Origin of the sequence: Paucibacter soli (genome assembly GCF_037482845.1) — a bacterium.
GTDB lineage: Bacteria > Pseudomonadota > Gammaproteobacteria > Burkholderiales > Burkholderiaceae_C > Paucibacter_B > Paucibacter_B soli.
This window is the reverse complement of record NZ_JBBHJW010000001.1, coordinates 512450-531790: the sequence shown is the minus strand read 5'-3', so window position 1 is coordinate 531790 and position 19341 is coordinate 512450. Positions and strand designations below refer to the sequence as shown.

Annotated in this window: 18 protein-coding genes; 16 read left to right on the top strand and 2 right to left on the bottom strand. The window is 67.5% G+C overall.

All coding sequences use genetic code 11. From position 1 onward, the window contains the following. Nucleotides 1-65: 65 nt before the first annotated feature. The 13 genes from WG898_RS02420 to pyk all read left to right on the top strand — a co-directional run bounded on the left by WG898_RS02420 (nt 66) and on the right by pyk (nt 13896). Nucleotides 66-1034, top strand: a complete 969-nt coding sequence (locus WG898_RS02420) for a DmsE family decaheme c-type cytochrome (RefSeq protein ID WP_339601189.1) — start codon at nt 66-68, stop codon at nt 1032-1034. Nucleotides 1035-1052: 18 nt separating this feature from the next. Continuing rightward, nucleotides 1053-3224 (top strand): MtrB/PioB family decaheme-associated outer membrane protein, encoded by a 2172-nt coding sequence (locus WG898_RS02415; protein ID WP_339601188.1) that lies wholly within the window; start codon nt 1053-1055, stop codon nt 3222-3224. A 69-nt stretch (nt 3225-3293) separates the two neighbouring features. Continuing rightward, nucleotides 3294-3950 (top strand): heme ABC exporter ATP-binding protein CcmA, encoded by a 657-nt coding sequence (ccmA, locus tag WG898_RS02410; RefSeq protein ID WP_339601187.1) that lies wholly within the window; start codon nt 3294-3296, stop codon nt 3948-3950. Continuing rightward, the gene (gene ccmB, locus WG898_RS02405) at nt 3947-4615 is read left to right on the top strand and encodes a heme exporter protein CcmB (RefSeq protein ID WP_339601186.1); all 669 of its coding nucleotides are present in this window, start codon (nt 3947-3949) and stop codon (nt 4613-4615) included. Before ccmA ends, ccmB begins: the two co-directional genes overlap by 4 nt. Nucleotides 4616-4631: 16 nt before the next feature. Next, nucleotides 4632-5378 (top strand): heme ABC transporter permease CcmC, encoded by a 747-nt coding sequence (gene ccmC / locus WG898_RS02400; RefSeq protein WP_339601608.1) that lies wholly within the window; start codon nt 4632-4634, stop codon nt 5376-5378. Then, nucleotides 5375-5551, top strand: a complete 177-nt coding sequence (gene ccmD, locus WG898_RS02395) for a heme exporter protein CcmD (protein ID WP_339601185.1) — start codon at nt 5375-5377, stop codon at nt 5549-5551. Before ccmC ends, ccmD begins: the two co-directional genes overlap by 4 nt. Then, nucleotides 5548-6024 carry a cytochrome c maturation protein CcmE gene (gene ccmE, locus WG898_RS02390; protein WP_339601184.1) on the top strand — a complete coding sequence of 159 codons (477 nt, stop codon included), beginning with the start codon at nt 5548-5550 and terminating at the stop codon, nt 6022-6024. Before ccmD ends, ccmE begins: the two co-directional genes overlap by 4 nt. Beyond that, on the top strand, nt 6021-8009 hold the full coding sequence (locus WG898_RS02385) for a heme lyase CcmF/NrfE family subunit (RefSeq protein WP_339601183.1): 1989 nt from the start codon (nt 6021-6023) through the stop codon (nt 8007-8009). Before ccmE ends, WG898_RS02385 begins: the two co-directional genes overlap by 4 nt. Beyond that, nucleotides 8006-8536, top strand: coding sequence for a DsbE family thiol:disulfide interchange protein (locus WG898_RS02380; protein ID WP_339601182.1), 531 nt, complete (start codon nt 8006-8008; stop codon nt 8534-8536). The genes WG898_RS02385 and WG898_RS02380 overlap by 4 nt, the downstream gene beginning before the upstream one ends. Beyond that, complete coding sequence (locus WG898_RS02375; RefSeq protein WP_339601181.1) at nt 8529-8981, top strand: cytochrome c-type biogenesis protein; 453 nt, start codon at nt 8529-8531, stop codon at nt 8979-8981. The genes WG898_RS02380 and WG898_RS02375 overlap by 8 nt, the downstream gene beginning before the upstream one ends. Then, nucleotides 8978-9943 (top strand): tetratricopeptide repeat protein, encoded by a 966-nt coding sequence (locus WG898_RS02370; RefSeq protein WP_339601180.1) that lies wholly within the window; start codon nt 8978-8980, stop codon nt 9941-9943. Before WG898_RS02375 ends, WG898_RS02370 begins: the two co-directional genes overlap by 4 nt. A gap of 109 nt (nt 9944-10052) precedes the next feature. Then, nucleotides 10053-12380, top strand: a complete 2328-nt coding sequence (locus WG898_RS02365) for an NADP-dependent malic enzyme (protein ID WP_339601179.1) — start codon at nt 10053-10055, stop codon at nt 12378-12380. 85 nt (nt 12381-12465) lie between these two features. Further along, on the top strand, nt 12466-13896 hold the full coding sequence (gene pyk, locus WG898_RS02360; protein ID WP_339601178.1) for a pyruvate kinase: 1431 nt from the start codon (nt 12466-12468) through the stop codon (nt 13894-13896). A gap of 3 nt (nt 13897-13899) precedes the next feature. Here the strand turns inward: pyk and WG898_RS02355 are convergent, their stop codons facing one another. Next, a complete protein-coding gene (locus tag WG898_RS02355; protein WP_339601177.1) occupies nt 13900-14919 on the bottom strand; it encodes an ATP-binding protein in 1020 nt (339 codons plus the stop codon). 202 nt (nt 14920-15121) lie between these two features. Here WG898_RS02355 and fba point away from each other — a divergent pair, with 202 nt between their 5' ends. From fba to WG898_RS02340, 3 genes are all read left to right on the top strand, one after another. Then, nucleotides 15122-16186: a class II fructose-bisphosphate aldolase gene (gene fba / locus WG898_RS02350; protein WP_339601176.1), complete on the top strand. Its 1065-nt coding sequence runs from the start codon at nt 15122-15124 to the stop codon at nt 16184-16186. Between the two features lie 130 nt (nt 16187-16316). Then, nucleotides 16317-17216 carry a phosphoribosylaminoimidazolesuccinocarboxamide synthase gene (locus tag WG898_RS02345; RefSeq protein ID WP_339601175.1) on the top strand — a complete coding sequence of 300 codons (900 nt, stop codon included), beginning with the start codon at nt 16317-16319 and terminating at the stop codon, nt 17214-17216. 23 nt (nt 17217-17239) lie between these two features. Next, nucleotides 17240-18343: a tetratricopeptide repeat protein gene (locus tag WG898_RS02340; RefSeq protein ID WP_339601174.1), complete on the top strand. Its 1104-nt coding sequence runs from the start codon at nt 17240-17242 to the stop codon at nt 18341-18343. On the opposite strand, the gene WG898_RS02335 is transcribed toward WG898_RS02340, so the two are convergent. Next, on the bottom strand, nt 18340-19302 hold the full coding sequence (locus WG898_RS02335; protein WP_339601173.1) for a tetratricopeptide repeat protein: 963 nt from the start codon (nt 19300-19302) through the stop codon (nt 18340-18342). The genes WG898_RS02340 and WG898_RS02335 overlap by 4 nt on opposite strands. Nucleotides 19303-19341 lie beyond the last annotated feature (39 nt).

Genomic DNA, 19341 nt, shown 5'->3' with positions numbered 1-19341 from the left:
CCCGACCGACGGGGCGGCAGGTACCGCCCGTCGGTCTCGGTTTGCATGACCCGCAGGGAGTTCGAATGCGTATCACAGCTTGGATGGCAGCCCTCGCGGTGAGCTTGCTGGGTGTTACCGGTATGGCGATGGCCGCGACGGAGCCCACCGGCGCCGCCTTCTGCGTCACCTGCCATGACAGCGACGACTTGCCCGACATGAGCCGCTCGGCCCATGCCGCGAGCAAGGACGCGCGCGTGCCCGATTGCATCAGCTGCCACGGCCCCAGCGAGGCGCATGCGCACAAGCCCAAGGATGCCAAGACGCAGCCCAAGCCCGACCGAATGTTCACCAAGGCGCTGGCCATGCCCGCCCATGAAAGCAGTGCGGTGTGCCAGACCTGCCATGCGAAGGACGCCAGGCGCGCGCTCTGGAACGGCAGCCAGCACCACAGTGCCGATGTGGCCTGCAGCAGCTGCCACAAGATCCACACCAACAACGACCGCGCACTCGCCAAGGCCAGCCAGTCCGAGCTCTGCTACGCCTGCCACAAGGAGCAGCGAGCCCAGCTCGGCAAGCCCTCGCACCATCCGGTGCCTGAGGGCAAGATGAGCTGCTCGGATTGCCACAATGTGCATGGCTCGATGGGGCCCAAGCTGGCCAGGCGCGACAGCACCAACGCCACCTGCTACAGCTGCCATGCCGAGAAACGCGGTCCCTTCGTGCACCAGCACGAACCGGTCAGCGAGGATTGCGCGAACTGCCACAACCCGCATGGCAGCAGCGTGCAGGCGATGCTGAAGTCGCGCCCGCCGATGCTGTGCCAGCAATGCCATACGCCTCATGTGGCCGGCGGCGTGGGCGCGGTGGGTGGCCAGGCCGGCGTCTTCACGCCGCTGCAGCCCGGCCAGCCGGCGCTCATCACCGGCACCAGCAGTGGCAAGAATGTGGTGAACCTCTGGCAGGGGCGCAGCTGCATGAACTGCCATACCCAGGTGCATGGGTCCAACAACCCGTCGGCCAACAATCCAACGCCGCACCTGATGCTGCGCTGAGACTTTGGGGAATCCATCATGACGCACGCAAGGCATGCCGCACTGACCCTGGCGCTGCTCACCGCGCTGGGCGGCGTGCGGGCCGAAGGCAGCGAGGTCGAGTCCACCATCCATTTCGGGCTGGGCATGCTGGGCAGCGGGCGCGCCGACAACGCGCGCTTCGGCCAGTACAGCGGTCTGCGTCTGGGCGATCGGCCGGTGGGACTATTGAGCCTGGACTATCAGCGCCGCGACGACGAGGCCGGCACTGCGATGTGGTTGCGTGGCAGCGACCTGCTGGGCGAAACGCGCGAGCTGGCGCTGGGTTGGATGAAGCAGGGCGACTGGAAGCTGCGCGCCCAGTACGGCGAGACCGTGCGCCACGATCCCTACAGCGTCAACACGCTGCTCACCGGGGCCGGTTCGACCAGCCCGCAGGTGGTGGCAGGCGCTGCCGGCGGTGGCAACGAGCTGCACCTGAAGCAGCAGCGCAGCGGTTTCGGCATCGGCCTGTGGAAGGCACTCGGCCCGGCGCTGTCGCTGGAACTGGACCTGAAGACCGAGGACAAGGTCGGTACGCGCCTGTTCGGCGTCGGCATGAACTGCCCCAGCCTGCTGCTGCCGAGCTGCCGCGGGGCTACCGGCATCAGTACCGGCTCGGCGCTGCTGATGTTGCCTGAGCCCATCCATGCGAATCACAGCCAGGTCGAGGCCCGGCTGAGCTATGCGGGCGAGCGCCTCAGTGTCAGCGTGGGTTATTACGGCTCCTTCTTCAACAACCGCTATGACGCGCTGACGCCGCAAATCCCTGGCAGCCTCAACAACCCGGTCGGCAGCCTGCTGCCGGCGAGCCCAGGCCTGCTCGCGGCGCTGAGCCAGCCGATCGCGCTGGCGCCCGACAACCAGGCGCACCAGCTGGACATTACCGGTGTCTACACGCTCGCGCCAATCGCGCAGCTGAACTTCAAGCTGGGCATGGGCCAGGCGCTGCAGCACCAGGACTTCGCCGCCTCGGGCTTCAGCGGCGCGCCGGCCGGCGTGGCCGACATGGGCGGCCGGCTCGACAGCACGCAGGCTCAGCTGGGCTTGAGTCTGCGGCCCACACCTAAGCTGGCGCTGCAGGCGGAATGGCGCTACGAGGATAGAGACGACAAGACGCCGATCCAGCTCTACAACGCGGAGGACAAGTCTTTCTATACCAACCGCAGCCTGCCCAGCAGCAAGTCGCGCGGCAAGCTGCAGCTGAGCTACCGCTTCACGAGCAATCTGCGTGGCACCCTGGTGGGGCAGTTCGAGGCCATAGACCGTGGCGTGTTTACCGCCAGCAGCGCAATCTCGGGTGTCAGCGCGCTGCGCCAGCGCACCGACGAGACGGTTTACAAGGCCGAGTTGCGCCACAGCGTGTCCGAGTTCTTCAGCGGCAGCCTGGGCTTCGAGCGTAGCCAGCGGGACGGCAGCAACTGGCTGAAGGACAACAGCGGTCTGGGCGTCAGCGAGGTCAGCGACCCGGCCAACCCGGCCCACGGCTTCGCCACGGCGATCTTCATGCCGACACTGGCCGATCGCCAGCGCGACAAACTCAAGCTGCGCGCCGAGTTGCAGCCCAGCGAGGCGCTGACCCTGCAGCTTAGCGCCGAGGGCGGGCGCGACCGCTACACCTCGCCCAGCAGCTACGGCCTGCAGCGCACCGAGATGGACATGGTGGCGCTGGATGCCGACTACGCGCTCTCCGACAACTGGCACCTCAACGCCTATCTCTCGCAGGGCATCCAGACCCTGCACCAGGCGCGGCCGGCCGGTTACCTGCTCTCGTTCCGCAACAAGAACATCGGCGTGGGCGCCGGCTTCAGCGGCAAGCTGTCGGCCAAATTCAGCGTGGGCGGCAGCCTCGGCTATGTTGATGACGTCAACGTCTACACCCAGGCACTCGATGCCCAGGCCGGCAGCGACAGCGTGGCGCTGTTGGCGGCCACCGGCGGCCTGCCCGATGTGGTGTACCGCCAGACCTCGCTGCGCCTGTTCGGCCGCTACGAGATCGACGCCAAGTCGGCGCTGCGGCTGGACCTGGTGCACGAGCGTTCGCGGCTGAGCGACTGGGCCTGGGGCTACCAGGGCCGGCCCTTTGCCTACTCGGATGGCAGCACGGTGTGGCAGCAGCCCAATCAGCGCGCGACGCTGATCGCGATCACTTACAGCAGCAAGTGGCGCTGAGCGGGGCCGTCCCTTGCCGTCTTGCGATATGTCAAGAGCGGAACGGGCGCCGCCTTTACGATAGGGCCCATGCATGCGCCAGTATCAGCGTCGAACTCATCATCGCCCGTGCTGACGGCGCGCGGCCTGACCTGCCGGCGCGGCCGCCGTACCCTGTTCCGCGGCCTGGACATGCAGCTGCGGGGTGGCAGCATCACCTGGCTGCGTGGCACCAATGGCAGCGGCAAGACCAGCCTGATGCGCATCCTGGCCGGTCTGTCGGCCGCCAGCGAGGGCGAGTTGCAATGGCGCGACGGTGCCGGCCAGCAGCTGATCTACATCGGCCACAGCAACGCGCTGAAGGATGATCTGACGCTGGCCGAGGCGCTCGCCTTTCTGGCCCGGTTGCAGGGTCTGGACGATGCCGATGCGCGCGCGCGCCAGGCCCTGGGCCTGCTGGGCCTGGCCTCACGCCAGGAACAGGCGGTGCGCACGCTGTCGCAGGGCCAGCGCCGCCGTGGCGCGCTGGCACGCCTTGCGCTGGACGACCAAACGCCGCGTGCCTGGATACTGGATGAACCCTATGACTCGCTGGACAGCGACAGCATGGCGGCACTGTCGTGCCTGATCGAGGCGCATGCCGCACGCGGAGGCACGGTGCTGTTGACCAGCCACCAGAGCGTGGATCTGCCCGGGGCCAGCGAGTTCGATCTTGAACCCTGGCGTGACATGCGGTCGCGGGCATGACGGGGCTGCTGTGGGCCGTCACCAAACGCGATCTGCTGCTGGCAAGGCGCCGGCGCGTCGAGGCCTTGCTGCCGCTGGGCTTCTTCGTGGTCGCGGCGGGGCTGTTCCCGATCGCGATCGGGCCGGAGCCCAACACCCTGAAACTGATAGGGCCAGGTGTTGCCTGGGTCTGTGCGCTGTTGGCGGCGATGTTGTCGGTGACGCAGATGTTCGCCAGCGACCATCACGACGGTTCGCTCGAGCAGATGCTGCTGGCCGCCGAAGGCCTGGAGTGGCTGGTGCTGGGCAAGGTGCTGGCGCATTGGCTCAGCTCTGGCCTGCCCCTGGTGCTGGCCGCGCCGCTGATCGGCGTGTTGTTCGACATGCAGGCGCCGGCAATCGCCACGCTGGCGCTGAGCCTCTTGCTGGGCACGCCGGTGCTGAGCCTGCTGGGCGCGGTCGGCGCTGCGCTCACGCTGGGTCTGCGCAGCGGCGCCTCGCTGGTGTTTCTGCTGGTGCTGCCGCTGACCGTGCCGACGCTGATTTTCGGCACCGGTGCGGTGGGCGCGGTGGACGCCGGCCTGTCGCCGCAAGCGCAGTTGTCGCTGCAGGGCGCGCTCTTGCTGCTGACCCTGCTGGGCGCACCGCTGGCCGCGGCCGCCGCGCTGCGCATCTCTCTCGACTAGGGGCGTGACCCTCACCATGCATCTGCGCTTCAACACCTTTGCCGCCCCGTCGCGCTTCTACGGCCTGGCCGGCAGCTTGCTGCCCTGGTTCTGGGCCTCGGCCCTGTTGTTTGGCCTGGCCGGTCTGTATGTCGGCTTTGCGATGGCGCCCACCGATTTCCAGCAAGGCGAGGCCTACCGCATCATCTTCATCCATGTGCCCGCCGCCTGGATGTCCATGTTGATCTACCTGGTGATGGCCTTCTGGGCCGCCTGGGGCTGGATGCTCAATGCCCGCATGGCCTCGATGTATGCGCGTGCGCTGGCGCCCACCGGCGCGCTCTTCACCCTCATTGCGCTATGGACCGGCGCGCTGTGGGGCAAGCCGACCTGGGGCACCTGGTGGGTGTGGGACGCGCGCCTGACCTCGGAGTTCATCCTCTTGCTGATGTACCTGGGCTATATCGCCCTCACCGAGGCGATCGACGATCCGCGCCGCGCCGCCAATGCGGGCGCGCTGCTGGCCCTGGTCGGCGCGGTCAACATTCCCATCATCTATTTCTCGGTGCGCTGGTGGAATACCCTGCACCAGGGTTCCACCATCAGCATGACGGCCGCACCCAAGATGGTGAGCACCATGCTGACAGCCATGCTGCTGATGACGCTGAGCTTCTGGGCCTACAGCTTCGCGGTGGTGTTCACGCGGGCGCGCGCCATCGTGCTGGAGCAGGAGGGCGAGACCGAATGGGTGCGCGCCCTGACACATGCGCGGGAGCTGGCATGAACTGGCAGTCGCTCGACAATTTCCTGCACATGGGCGGCTACGGCCTCTATGTGTGGGGTTCCTATGGGCTGACCTTGGTCGTGATGGTGTTCGAGGCCGCCGCGGTGCGGCGCCGCCAGCGTCGGGCCTTCGTGGCCGCCAAGCAGATTGCAGATCCGGAGAACGAACGATGAAGCCCCGCCACAAACGCGCCGCCCTGATCCTGGGCGTGCTGTCCATCGTCGGCCTGGCCGCCGCCCTGGTGCTGAACGCCTTCAACAGCAATCTGGTGTTCTTCTACACGCCCACCCAGATCGAGGCCAAGGAGGCGCCAGTGGGTCGCACCTTCCGCGTCGGCGGCCTGGTGCAGCCCGGCAGCGTGGTGCGCGAGGGCGTGACGGTGCGTTTCGTCGTCACCGACACGGTGAAGAATGTGCCGGTGAGCTACGAGGGCGTGCTGCCCGATCTGTTCAAGGAGGGCAAAGGCGTGGTGGCCCAGGGCCAGTTGGGCGCCGACGGCCGCTTTGCCGCGCGCGAGGTGCTGGCCAAGCATGACGAGAACTACATGCCGCCGGAAGCCGCCGACGCCTTGCAGCGTGCCGACAAGATGCGCGCCAAGATGCAGGGCACGCTCAGCCCCGCGACAGCTGAGGGAGCCCACAAATGATCCCCGAACTCGGACAAGTGCTGCTCCTGCTGGCCCTGGCCGTGGCCCTGATCCAGGGCGTGCTGCCGCTGGCCGGGGCGCAGCGCGGCCGCGCTGACTGGATGGCGCTGGCGCGCCCCGCCGCCGCCGTGCAGTGCCTGCTGGTGCTGGCCGCCTTCGCCTGCCTGACCTCGGCCTTTGTGCGCCACGACTTCTCGGTGCTCTACGTCGCCTCCAACTCCAACTCGCTGCTGCCGCTGCCCTATCGCATCGCCGCGGTATGGGGTGGCCATGAGGGCTCGCTGCTGCTGTGGGTGCTGATGCTGAACCTCTGGACGGTGGCGGTGGCGCGCTTCAGCCGCAGCCTGCCCAGTGTCTTCGTGGCGCGCATCCTGGCGGTGCTGGGCCTGGTGGCGGCGGGCTTTCTGCTCTTCATGCTGGTGACCTCGAATCCCTTCGAGCGCCTGTTGCCCGCCGCGGCCGACGGGCGCGACCTGAATCCGCTGCTGCAGGACCCCGGCATGGTGGCGCATCCGCCCATGCTTTACATGGGTTATGTCGGTTTCTCGGTGGCCTATGCCTTTGCCATCGCGGCGCTGATCGGCGGCAACCTCGACGCCACCTGGGCGCGCTGGACGCGGCCCTGGACCACCGCGGCCTGGATCTTCCTGACCTTCGGCATCGGCCTGGGCAGCTGGTGGGCCTACAACGAGCTGGGCTGGGGCGGCTGGTGGTTCTGGGACCCGGTCGAGAACGCCTCCTTCATGCCCTGGCTGGTGGGCACGGCGCTGATCCATTCGCTCGCCGTCACCGAAAAGCGCGGCAGCTTCAAGGTCTGGACCGTGCTGCTGGCCATCATGGCCTTCTCGCTCTCGCTGCTGGGAACCTTTCTGGTGCGCTCGGGCGTACTGTCCTCGGTGCACGCCTTTGCCACCGACCCGCGCCGCGGCCTCTTCATCTTGATCTTCCTGGTGCTGGTGATCGGCGCCTCGCTATTGCTGTTCTCCTGGCGCGCGCCCAGCGTCGGCCTGGGCCAGCGCTTCGGCCTGCTGTCCAGGGAGACCTCGCTGCTGGTCAACAATATGCTGCTGGCGGTGGCCTGCGGCGCGGTGCTGCTGGGCACGCTCTATCCGCTCTTCCTTGATGCCATGGGCATGGGCAAGATCTCGGTGGGGCCGCCTTACTTCGACACCGTGTTCACCCTCATCATGGCGCCCCTGCTGATGCTGCTGGGCATAGGCCCGCTGATGCGCTGGAAGCAGGACCAGGTGTCAGGTCTTGCGCGCCGCCTGCGCTGGGCCTTGTTGATTGCCATCGCTGCCGCCGTGCTCAGTGGCTGGCTGGCCGGGCGCATCGCGCCGGCCACCACTGGCGCCTTGGCGCTGGCCTACTGGATCGTGGCATCGATAGGCGTGGACCTGATTGAGCGACTTCGCCCCAAGAGTGGCATGGGTGGGAGCGTGATCGGGCGCCTGCGCCTGCTGCCGCGCGCCATGCTCGGCATGTGGATCGCGCACCTGGGCGTGGCACTGTTTGCCTTCGGCGTGGCCATGGTCAAGACCTACGAGACCGAGCGCGACGTGAAGATGAGCGCCGACGCCAGCACAGAGGTGGCGGGCTACCGCTTCCGCATGGTGTCGGTGAGCGATGTGCAGGGCCCCAACTATGTGGCGGCGCAGGCGCTCATCGAGGTCAGCCGCGACGGCCGCTTGCTCGCCACCCTGCGCCCCGAGAAGCGCATCTACAAGGTGCAGAGCAACCCCATGACCGAGGCGGCGGTGGACAGCAATCTGCTGCGTGACCTCTACATCTCGATGGGCGAGCGCCTCGACAACGGCGACTGGATCGTGCGCGTGCAGCACAAGCCCTTCATCAACTGGATCTGGCTGGGCTGCCTGGTGATGATGGGCGGTGGCCTGCTGGCCACCAGCGACCGGCGCTATCGCAGCCGGCAGACGCGCAGCGCGGCGTTGCCCGTGGCCATGGCCGGGGAGGGCAGGCAATGAACCGCTTCCTGCTGCCCCTGGGCGCCTTTTTGCTGCTGGCCCTGTTCCTGGCGCTGGGCCTGCGCCTCAATCCGCGCGAGGTGCCGTCGCCCCTGATCGACAAGCCCGCACCCGCCTTCCAGGCCAGCACGCTGGCGCGGCCCGAGGCGAGCATCAAGCGCGAGGATCTGCTGGGCAAGGTCTGGGTGCTGAATGTCTGGGCTTCCTGGTGCGCGGCCTGTCGCGACGAGCATGCCTTGCTGGTGGACTTCTCGCGCCGCGGCGTGGCGCCCATCTACGGCCTCAACTACAAGGACAAGCGTGAGGACGGCCTCGCCTGGCTGGGTCGTTTCGGCAACCCCTATACCGACACGCTGTTCGACCCCCAGGGCCGCATCGGCATCGACTACGGTGTCTACGGTGTGCCCGAGACCTTTGTGATCGACCGCGCCGGCATGATCCGCTACAAGCACATCGGACCGGTCACGCCCGAGGTGCTGCGCGACAAGATCGAACCGCTGCTGAGGAAGCTCGATGCCAATGCGTGAACGAATCCTGCATGTCTTGCTGGCGGCGCTGCTTTGCTTGGCGCTGGGCCGCGCCCAGGCCAGCGAAGCCCCGCCGGTGGCCGCCAATGCCGAGATCGAGGCGCGCATGATGGTGCTGGCCGCCGAGCTGCGCTGCCTGGTGTGTCAGAACCAGACCATCGCCGATTCGCATGCCGGCCTGGCCGAGGATCTGCGCCGGCAGATCCGCGAGATGCTGGCCAAGGGCATGAGCGAGCGTCAGATCCTCGACTACATGACCGAGCGCTACGGCGACTTCGTGCTCTATCGCCCACCCTTCAAGGCCAGCACCCTGCTGTTGTGGGTGGGACCGGGCCTGCTGTTGCTGCTGGCCCTGGGCACGCTGTGGCGGGTGCTGCGGCGCCGCCAGGCCATGGCGCCCGAGGCCTTTGATCCCGACACGCCCGATGATGAAAGTACACCATGAGTAGCGCAGCGCCGACGCCGGCCGCCCGACCCTCAGCCCGCCTGCTGCTGGCCCTGACCCTGTTTGCCCTGCTGTTTACCGCCGCAGGTTACGCATGGCTGGGCAATCCGGCGGGCCTGGCCCATGTGCCTGGCCGGGCGCCCGAGCAGGCTGGTGGCCATGGTTCCGAGGCCAAGCAGTTCGAGGCCATGGCCGAGCGCCTGGCCGAACGCCTCAAGAGCCGGCCCGACGACGCCGAGGGCTGGACCATGCTGAGCCGCTCCTATGCGGTGTTGGGTCAGTTCGACAAGGCAGTGACGGCCTATCAGCGCGTCGTCAAGCTGCGCCCGGACGATGCCCAGGTGTACGCCGACTACGCCGACGCGCTGGCGATGGCGAATGGCAGCAAGCTCGATGGCGAGCCCGAGACGCTGATCAAGCGCGCGTTGGAGCTGGATCCTGGCAATGCCAAGGCCCTGTCGCTGGCCGGCACCCTGGCCTTCGACCGCGGCGATGCGGCCAGCGCGGCGCGGCATTGGGAACGTGCTCTTCAAGGCATGGAGCCTGGCAGCGAGCTGGCACAGCAGCTGCAGGGCGCGCTGGCCGAAGCACGCCAGCGTGCCGGCCTGTCGACGGCTGGCGCCAGCCTGCAGGTGCGCGTGAGCCTGGCGCCCGAGCTCGCCGCCAAGGCCGCGCCCGACGACACCTTGTTCGTGTTCGCGCGCGCCGCGCAAGGATCCAAGGCGCCGCTGGCCATCCAGCGCCGCCAGGTCAAGGAACTGCCGCTCACGCTCACGCTGGACGACTCGATGGCGATGAACCCGGCGCTCAAGCTCTCCGGCGCCGAGCAGGTGGTGGTGGGTGCGCGCATCAGCAAGAGCGGCAATGCGATGCCGCAGCCGGGGGATATGCAGGCGCTGTCGGCGCCGCTCAAGCCGGGCGCGGCCCAGGTTCAGTTGCAGATCAAAGACCTGTTGCCCTGATGCGAAAGCTGCCTGCCATCTTTGCATGGCGAGCAAAACAGACGGCATCGCCAGGCAGCCAGCGCGGGAGTAAGCTCGCCAGCCCAAGAATCAGAATCAGGAGACCTGGATGAGCAACAAGCCCTTGTCGCCGGCCGAAAGTGCGCTGCGTGATGCTGCGCTCGACTACCACCGCAGCCCCACGCGCGGCAAGATCGCCGTCACGCCGACCAAGGCGCTCTCCAATCAGCGCGACCTCTCGCTGGCCTACTCGCCCGGCGTGGCCTATGCCTGCCTGGCGATCGAGGAAGATCCCTCGCTGGCGGCCGAGTACACCTCGCGCGCCAACCTGGTGGGCGTGATCACCAATGGCACGGCGGTGCTGGGCCTGGGCGATATTGGCCCGCTGGCCGGCAAGCCGGTGATGGAGGGCAAGGGCTGCCTGTTCAAAAAATTCGCCGGCATCGATGTGTTCGACATCGAGCTGGCCGAGCGCGACCCCGACAAGCTGGTCGACATGATCGCCGCGATGGAGCCCACGCTGGGCGGCATCAACCTCGAGGACATCAAGGCGCCCGAATGCTTCTACATCGAGAAGAAGCTGCGCGAGCGTATGAACATCCCGGTCTTCCACGACGACCAGCATGGCACCGCCATCATCTCCAGCGCCGCGCTCTTGAATGGCCTGGAGCTGGTGGGCAAGGACATTGCCCAGGTCAAGGTGGCGGTGTCGGGCGCGGGCGCGGCGGCGATCGCCTGCCTGGACGTGATGGTGGGCCTGGGCGTGCAGCGCGCCAATGTGTTCGTGTGCGACTCCAAGGGCGTGATCCAGAGCGAGCGCGAGGACGCCAAGGCCGGCAAGCTGGACGAGTCCAAGCAGCGTTATTGCCAGGTCACGGGCGCGCGCACGCTGGGCGATGTGGTGGACGGTGCCGATGTCTTCCTGGGTTGCTCGGCCGCCGGTGTGCTGACGCAGGCCATGGTCAAGAGCATGGCCGATCGCCCCATCATCCTGGCGCTGGCCAATCCCGAGCCCGAGATCCGTCCCGAGCTGGCCAAGCAGGTGCGGCCCGATTGCATCATCGCCACCGGCCGCTCGGACTATCCCAACCAGGTCAACAACGTCCTGTGCTTCCCCTACATCTTCCGTGGCGCGCTTGACTGCGGCGCCACCAAGATCACCGAGGCCATGAAGCTGGCCTGTGTGCGCGAGATCGCGGCGCTGGCCAAGGCCGAGACCAGCGACGAGGTGGCCGCCGCCTATGTGGGTCAGGAACTCAGCTTCGGCCCCGACTACCTGATCCCCAAGCCCTTCGATGCGCGCCTGATCCTGCGCATCGCGCCGGCGGTGGCCAGGGCCGCCGAGGAATCCGGCGTGGCCGAGCGCCCCATCAAGGATCTGGCAGCCTATCGCCAGTCGCTGGAGCGCTTCGTCTACCAGACCGGCATGTTCATGCGCCCGGTGTTCAATGCCGCCAAGGCATCATTTGCCAAGGGTTCGGCGGCACGCGTGATCTACGCCGAGGGCGAGGACGAGCGCGTGCTGCGCGCGGTGCAGGTGGTGCTGGACGAGGGCCTGGCCAAGCCCACCCTGATCGGCCGCCCCGAGGTGATCGCGATGCGCATCCAGCGCGCCGGCCTGCGCCTCAGGCTGGGCGAGGATGTGCAGCTCATCGACCCCGACAACGACGCGCGCTTCCGCCAGTACTGGGAGACCTATCACAAGGCGATGGGCCGGCGCGGCTTCACGCCCGAGATGGCCAAGGCAGCGGTGCGCCGCTCGGCCACCACCATAGGCGCGCTGGCGATCAAGCTGGGCGATGCCGACGCGATGATCTGCGGCATGGTGGGGCGCTTCGACTCGCACCTGGAGCATGTGGCCGAGCTGATCGGCCTCAAGCCCGGGGCGCAGAGCTTCGCCACCATGAATGCGCTGATGTTGGAGCAGCACACGCTCTTCATCACCGACACCTTTGTCAACGATGATCCGAGCGCCGAGCAGCTTGCCGAGATCGCCGCGATGGCGGCCGAGGAGGTGCAACGCTTTGGCCTGCCACCCAAGCTGGCCTTTGTCTCGCACTCGATGTTCGGCTCCAGCAAGCGCCCCTCGGCCATCAAGATGCGGCGCGCCCACGAGCTGTTCGCGGCCGCCCATCCCGAGATCGAAAGCGATGGCGAGATGCATGGCGACGCCGCGCTCTCGGAGAGCGTGCGCCAGGCCTTTCTGCCCGACAGCACGCTCAAGGGCTCGGCCAATCTGCTGGTGCTGCCCACGCTGGATGCCGCCAACATCCTCTTCAATGTGCTGAAGATCACCAGCGGTCATGGCGTCACGGTGGGCCCGGTGCTCTTGGGCGCGGCGGCGCCGGTGCATATCCTCACGCCCTCGGCCACGGTGCGCCGCATCGTCAATATGACGGCGCTGGCGGTGGCCGATGTGCTGGCCGGGAAATCCTGATCTTCTGTAATCGGGCGTAACCGATGGGGGCCTCTAATTGGGGCTCATAATCGTTTGCCTGTAACTGAATTACTGCGAGTGCCCCATGTCCCGAGCCACCAAGATCGTCGCCACCCTTGGCCCCGCGTCCTCCACCCCCGAGGTGCTGGAGCGCATGATCCGGGCCGGCGTCGACGTGGTGCGGCTGAACTTCTCGCATGGCAAGGCCGAGGACCATATCGCCCGCGCCGGCCTGGTGCGTGAGGCCGCCGCGGCGGCCGGCAAGCAGGTCGCCATCATGGCCGACCTGCAGGGCCCCAAGATCCGCGTCGGCAAGTTCGAGCACGGCAAGATCGAGCTCGTCAACGGCAACAAGTTCATCCTCGACGCCGACCGTACCGAGCTCGGCAACGAGGAGGCCGTGGGCCTGGACTACAAGGAGCTGCCGCGCGATGTGAAGCCCGGCGACACCCTCCTGCTCAACGACGGCCTGCTGGTACTGACGGTCGACGCGGTGCGCGGCGCGGCGGTGTTCACCACCGTCAAGCTGGGCGGCGAGCTGTCCAACAACAAGGGCATCAACAAGCAGGGCGGCGGCCTCACCGCGCCGGCGCTGACCGCCAAGGACATGGAAGACATCAAGACCGCGATGAGCTTCCAGGCCGAGTACGTGGCCGTCAGCTTCCCCAAGAACGCCACCGACATGGAAATGGCGCGCCAACTCTGCAATGTGGCCGGCGAGCCCTACCGCCACAAGCCCGGCCTGATCGCCAAGATCGAGCGCAGCGAGGCGATCCCGCATCTGGAGTCCATCCTCAAGGCCAGCGACGGCATCATGGTGGCGCGCGGCGACCTGGCCGTGGAGGTGGGCAATGCGGCCGTGCCGGCGCTGCAAAAGCGCATGATCAAGCTGGCGCGCGAGCTCGACAAGGTGGCCATCACCGCGACCCAGATGATGGAATCGATGATCGTCAATCCGGTGCCCACCCGTGCCGAGGTCAGCGATGTGGCCAACGCGGTGCTGGATGGCACCGATGCGGTGATGCTCAGCGCCGAGACCGCGGCCGGCAAGTTCCCGGTCGAGACCATCGAACAGATGGCCGCGATCGCGCTGGAGGCCGAGCGCGCCGAGTTCGTCAGCCTGGACACCGACTTTGCCGGCCGCCAGTTCGGCCGCATCGACCAGAGCATCGCAATGGGCGCGCTCTTCACCGCCTACCACCTCGGTTGCAAGGCCATCCTGGCGCTCACCGAGTCGGGTTCCACCGCGCTGTGGATGAGCCGCCACCGCATCCAGGTGCCTATCTACGCGCTCACCACGCAAGCGATCAGCCAGACCAAGATGACGCTGTACCGTAACGTCAGGCCGCTGCTCATGCCCAAGTACGAGGACCGCGACACCGCGCTGGCTGCGGCCGAGAAGATTCTGGTGGACAAGGGTGTGCTGATGCCCGGAGATACCTACGCCATCACCTGCGGCGAGCCGATGGGCTACCCCGGTGGCACCAATATGCTCAAGGTTTGCAGGGTGGGTTGAACCTCACCCGTTCTGCGCGCTCTTCACCAGCGCCGCGATGCGCGGCGTCATATGGGTGGGCAGCAGTTCCACCTCCTGGTGGGCGCGCGCAAAGACGCGGAACAGCTCGTCTGTGAAGCCGTGGCCCACGTCCTCAACGCCGGCGAAGCTGATCTCGGCGCGGCGAAACTGCGGCAGCCGCGCCGCCACGCGCCGCGCCTGGGCGCGGCTGTCCAGCGCCTGGCCGGGGCCGGCCAGCAGGCGCAAATGGATGGTGGTGCGGTCGAACTCGATGCCGCTACCGTCCATGCTCCAGGCCTCCATCACCTGATCCAGGGTGCGCGTGGTATCCAGCGCCACCGACATATAGATCGAGCTGCCCTGGCGCGGCAGCGGCCGGCCGGGTTGCCAGCCGGTGCTCTCCCAGGCGCGGCGCTGGAAGGCCGTGCCATTGGCGTGGATGTCGAACACATCGGCCAGTTGCGAGCTGAAGAACAGGCCGCGGCCGGTGTGCATTTCGGGTTGGCTGGTGAGGCGGCCCTTGCTCAGCTCCAGCATGGCGTGCTGCGGGTCGGCAATGTCGAAGGCCTCGCAGATCTTGTTGAACACGCCGCAACCATCGTCCGACACCAACAGCTGCGCGTGGCTGGGGGTCTGGCGCAGCGACACGGTGACGCTGCTGCCGCCGCTATGGTCGACGGCGTTGTTCACCAGCTCGGTGAAGCCATGCTGGACCATGCGCGCCACATGCCGGGGCAGCTCGAAGTTGGGCGCGAAGTCGCGCTGCCAGGGCAGGTCCTCCTGCAGGCCGTAGAGGGTGTAGGAGCGCACCACCTGGCGTAGCAGGCCGGGGCCATAGACCGGGCGGCGGCTGCTACCGCTGCGCGTGAGCCACTGCGCATCGACCAGGCGGCGCAGCGCGGCCAGGCTGGCGCGGTGGCTGGCGCCGGTGCGCTCTTCCACATGGGCGGCCAGGTCCAGCCCATGCTCGCGCGCGGCCGCGGTGATCCAGAGCGTCAGGTGATCGAGGGCAAGTCGGGTCATAGGGGCTTTACGGCGGGTCTGGTAACAGACTAATGGGAGGCGCTGGGCGCCGCAAGCGAGCTTGCACGCCCCCGTGGCTGGGGCGACACTGGTCTCGCCGCTAGAATCGTCGGCAGTTACGGCGCGGTTACATGGCAGGGGGGCTTGCGGCCCGGCGCCTTGCGCCAGCAGGTTTTTTTCTTATCTTCCTCGGAGAACTTCCATGGCTCTCGTATCCATGCGCCAATTGCTGGACCATGCCGCCGAACACGGCTACGGCATCCCGGCCTTCAACGTCAACAACCTGGAGCAGGTGCAGGCCGTGATGGCCGCGGCCGACGAGGCCGGCGCCCCGGTGATCCTGCAGGCCTCGGCCGGCGCGCGCAAATACGCCGGCGAGAGTTTCATCAAGCATCTGGTGATCGCCGCCGTCGAGTCCTATCCGCATATCCCGGTGGTGATGCACCAGGACCATGGCCAGACCCCGGCGATCTGCCAGGGCGCGATCGACCTGGGCTTCAGCTCGGTGATGATGGACGGCTCGCTGCGCGCCGACGGCAAGACCCCGGCCGACTTCGCCTACAACGTCGACGTGACCCGCCAGGTGGTGGAGCTGGCGCACAAGGTGGGTGTCACCGTCGAAGGTGAGCTGGGCTGCCTGGGATCGCTGGAAACCGGCCAGGCCGGCGAGGAAGACGGCATTGGCGCCGAGGGCGTGCTGGACCATTCGGCCCTCTTGACCGACCCCGAGGAGGCCGCCCAGTTCGTCAAGGCCACCGGCCTGGACGCTTTGGCCATCGCCATCGGCACCAGCCATGGCGCCTACAAGTTCAGCCGCAAGCCCACAGGCGACATCCTGGCGATCAGCCGCGTGAAGGAAATCCACGCCCGCATCCCCAACACCCATCTGGTCATGCATGGCAGCTCCAGCGTGCCGCAGGAACTGCTGGCCATCATCAACCAGTACGGCGGCAAGATGAAGGAAACCTACGGCGTGCCGGTCGAGGAAATCCAGGAAGCCATCAAGTTCGGCGTGCGCAAGATCAATATCGACACCGACATCCGTCTGGCCATGACCGGCGCGGTGCGCAAATTCCTGGCCGAGAATCCCGAGAAATTTGACGCACGCGAGTGGCTCAAGCCGGCCCGCGAGGCCGCCAAGGCGGTATGCAAGCAGCGCTATATGGAGTTCAATTGCGAGGGCCAGGCGGGCAAGATCAAGGCACGCAGCCTGGTTGACGTCGCGGCGGCCTATGCGCGCGGCGAGTTGAATCAAGTCGTGCAGTAACAGACTCCACAAGAAGAAGGACAGCGATTCGCGTTTGTGGCCCGAGGGTGCGAACCCCCGGGCCCTTTTTTTGCCCGATCCGCATGCATTGCGCGCCTAAAATCCAGCCCTCTTCGTTGGAACCCCCGCCATGACCGCTGCTGCCCTGCTGAACTCCTCGCTGACCTCGCTGCCCCTGATCGCCCGTGGCAAGGTGCGCGAAAACTATGCGGTGGGCAGCGACCGCATCCTGATGGTGGCGAGTGACCGCATCTCGGCCTACGACGTCATCATGGGCGAGCCCATCCCCGGCAAGGGCGCGCTGCTGACCCAGATGGCGCTGTTCTGGTTCAAGCGGCTCGATGGCATCGTGCCCAATCACCTCACCGGCGAGGACCCGCTCTCGGTGGTGAGCGAGGCCGACAAGGCGCAGGTGCGCGATCGCTCCATGCTGGTCAAGCGCCTCAAGCCCCTGCCCATCGAGGCAGTGGTGCGTGGCTATCTGGCCGGCAGTGGCTGGGCCGAGTACAAGCAAAGCGGCGAGGTCTGCGGCGTCAAGCTGCCGGCCGGCCTGCGCAACGCCAGCAAACTGCCGGCACCCATCTTTACGCCGGCCACCAAGGCCGAGATGGGTGATCACGACGAGAACATCAACTTCGCGCGCTGCGTCGAGATCATCGGCCAGGACCTGGCCGAGCGCGTGCGCGACATCTCGATCCAGCTCTACCAGCGCGCCGCCGACTATGCGCTCAGCAAGGGCATCATCATCGCGGACACCAAGTTCGAGTTCGGGCTGGACGCCGATGGCACGCTGACCCTGATGGACGAGGTGCTGACGCCCGATTCCTCGCGCTACTGGCCGGCCAAGAGCTATGCGGAGGGCAGCAACCCGCCCAGCTACGACAAGCAGTACCTGCGCGACTGGCTGGAGCAGGCCCAGGTGGATGGCAAGCCCTGGGGCAAGGTGGCGCCGGCGCCGGCCCTGCCCGCCGAGGTGATTGAACAGACGGCGGCCAAGTACCGCGAGGCGCTGGAACGCCTGACGCGCTGAGGCGCAGCAACTGGGGGCGGGCCATGCAAGAGATCAAGTCGCGCCTGCTCAAGCAGCTGGACCAGCAGATCGCTGCCGCGCCCTCGCCGGTGCAGGCGGCATGCTTCAAGGCCAAGCGCGCGATGCTGCTGGCGCGCCATGGTGCGCTGGTGGAAGCGCGCGCGGAACTCACCGGACTGCATCAGCTCGCCTTCCAGCACCCCCATCCCGAAATCGGCGCCTGGCTGCATATGGCCGAGGGCCTGATGAGCTATTACACCGACTTCAGCGCCAGCACCCAGGACAAGGTGCAGCGCGCCTATGCGATCGCCAAGTCGGTGGGCGTGGCCGAGATCGAGTCGCTCGCCTGCGCCTGGCTGGCCCAGCTGGCCTATGTTCGCCATGATCTGCCGGCGATGCTGGAGCATGTGCGCACCTGCCTGCGCACGGCCGCACCCGAGCACCGCGTGGCACGCAGCCGTGCCTGCATGAGCATGGGTCTTGCCTGGCACCATGCCGGCGCGCCTGAGCAGGCCCAGCCCTGGTATGCGAAGGCGCGCGCCCATGCCGCTGCCGAGGGCGACGACGCCACCCTCTCGGCGCTGATGTACAACATGGCCGAGATGCGCACCGCCGAGGCGCGGCGCCTCGCGCTCTCGGCACCGGCCCAGGCGCGGCCGGAGCTGCTGCTAGGCGTGGATTCGGTGCGTCACTACGATGCCGCCGTCGGCGCGGCGGCGATGGCCGGCCTGACGCCGGTGTTGCGTGCCCAGATCCTGGCCATCCAGGGCGACTACGAGCAGGCCCGTCAGCTCTATGAGGAACATCTGCCGCTGGCGATGTCGCGCGGGCTGGAACGCCTGGGCAGCAGCCTGCTGGCCGATCTGGCCTGGTGCCGCATCAACTGCGGCCAGCGCGAACATGCGCTGCACCAGGCCCGCGAGGCCGAGATCGAACTCGATCCGCGCTGCGACGTCGACGACCGCGCCGCCACCCATAGCCGTCTGGCCCAGGTCTATGCGGCGCTCGATGATCAGGCCAACGCCCAGCGCCATGCCGTGGCAGCGCAGCGCGAATGGGCCGAGTTTGCGCGCCAGCAGCAGAGCTGGCGCGAGCAGCTGGCCGCCGCCGCGCTGCAGCCTTCCTAAAACAGCGCCATGCTGAGCTTGCGGCGGTACTGGTCGATGAGCGGATCGCTGGACGCCACGCTGGTCTGACCCGCCAGCTGCAGGGCCCCGGCCTTGGGTTCGCCGGCCGTTGCAGCCGCCGTCTTGGCGACCGGCTTGGTCAGCAGTTCCAGGATCGCCACATAGGCCTTGCGCGCCGCCTCCTGGTTCCATGCCTTGTCGCGCATGATGATCTCAAGCAGCTCGTCCATCGCCTCGGTGTGGCGCAGCGCGGCCAGATGCAGCTGGGCGAGGGCGTAGCGGGCCTCGAAATCACGCTTGTTGGCGGCAATCGCGGCCTGCAACGCGCCCGCGTCCAGCGTGGGCGCGCGTTCGGCCGCCTGCAGCCAGATCGACAGCGCCGCAAAGCGGGCATGCGGGGTGATGGTGTCGGCGGCGCGTGCGGCCACCGGCTCGAAGGCGCTGCGCGCGGCCGCCACCTGGCCGGCCTCCAGCAGGGCCTTCACCAGGTCGAAGCGCGCCACCTCGTTGGCCGGGTCGGCCGCCACCGCGGCGGTCAGCTTGTCGAGTGCCGAGGCGGTGTCGCCCTCGGCCAGCAGGGCCTCGGCCTCGGCCATGTCCTCCTCAGCCGCCAGCTCGTCGGGGCTGGGCACATGCTTGTCGATGAACTCGCGGATCTGCGCCTCGGGGATCGCGCCTACGAAGCCGTCCACCGGCTGGCCGCCCACGAACATCACGCAGAAGGGAATGCTGCGCACGCCGAAGGCCTGGCTCAGCTGGCTGGCGATCTCGGGTTGCTCGTCGCTGTTGAGCTTGGCCAGGGTGAAGCGGCCGGCATAGGCTGCCTCGAGCTTTTCCAGCACCGGGCCCAGGCTCTTGCAGGGGCCGCACCAGGGCGCCCAGATGTCCAGCAGCACGGGTTGCTGCAGCGAGGCTTGCAAGAGGTCTTGTTCGAAATTCTGGAGGGTGATGTCGATCATGTCGTCTCGGGGCCTGCGAGGGAATCGGCGGCAGTTGGA